Source organism: Pantoea sp. UBA5923 (assembly GCF_002431095.1).
GTDB lineage: Bacteria > Pseudomonadota > Gammaproteobacteria > Enterobacterales > Enterobacteriaceae > Pantoea > Pantoea piersonii.
This window is the reverse complement of the sequence record NZ_DJDN01000077.1, coordinates 1,785-2,446: the sequence shown is the minus strand read 5'-3', so window position 1 is coordinate 2,446 and position 662 is coordinate 1,785. Positions and strand designations below refer to the sequence as shown.

The window sequence follows — 662 nt, the reverse complement described above, 5'->3', positions numbered from 1 at the left end:
ATCATGCCCAGCGTAGCAATAAAGGGCGGAATGCCGGTGCGGGTGATCAATACGCCATTGACCATACCGCACAGCAGCCCCACGCCGATCCCCGCGCCGATAGGCACCACGGCAGGCATATTCACCAGCGATGGAAACATCGGCGACAGGCTGTCAGAAGTTTGCGCCAGGCTGGCCGCCACCACGGCGGTCAGCGCAATCACCGAACCCGATGAGAGATCGATACCGGTAGTAATGATGACCTGAGTGACCCCGACGGCGATAATGCCAATGATTGCCACCTGCAACACAATCAGGATCAGACGGTTGGTGTTCATCAGAAATGACTGGTCTCGCACATACCAGCCGGCTATTTCGAAAATCAGCGCGATACCGACCATAACGATAAAGATGCCGGTATCTTTGGGCAGTTTATGCCGCAGATTGCCGAAAAATGATGTCTGTTCAGCTGCCGGAGTGGCAGTCACTTTGATATTGCTCATAGTTGTCTCGCGCCTCACTCGGATGCCAGCGACAGAATGGTTTCCTGGTCGGCCTCTTCTTTATCGAGGATGCCGGTAATACGCCCCTGATGCATTACCATCACGCGGTCGCTCATGCCGAGAATTTCCGGCAGTTCCGACGACACCATGATGATTGCTACGCCGCGGTTGGCCAGCTCA

At 55.3% G+C, this 662-nt stretch carries 1 protein-coding gene and 1 pseudogene; both read right to left on the bottom strand.

Going from position 1 to position 662, the window contains the following annotated elements; translation table 11 throughout:
- A partial coding sequence (locus B3797_RS17200; protein WP_414693109.1) for an ABC transporter permease occupies positions 1–473 on the bottom strand: 473 nt, incomplete at its 3' end.
- A gap of 23 nt (positions 474–496) precedes the next feature.
- Positions 497–662, bottom strand: a pseudogene (locus B3797_RS17195) (D-xylose ABC transporter ATP-binding protein); the annotation flags it as partial.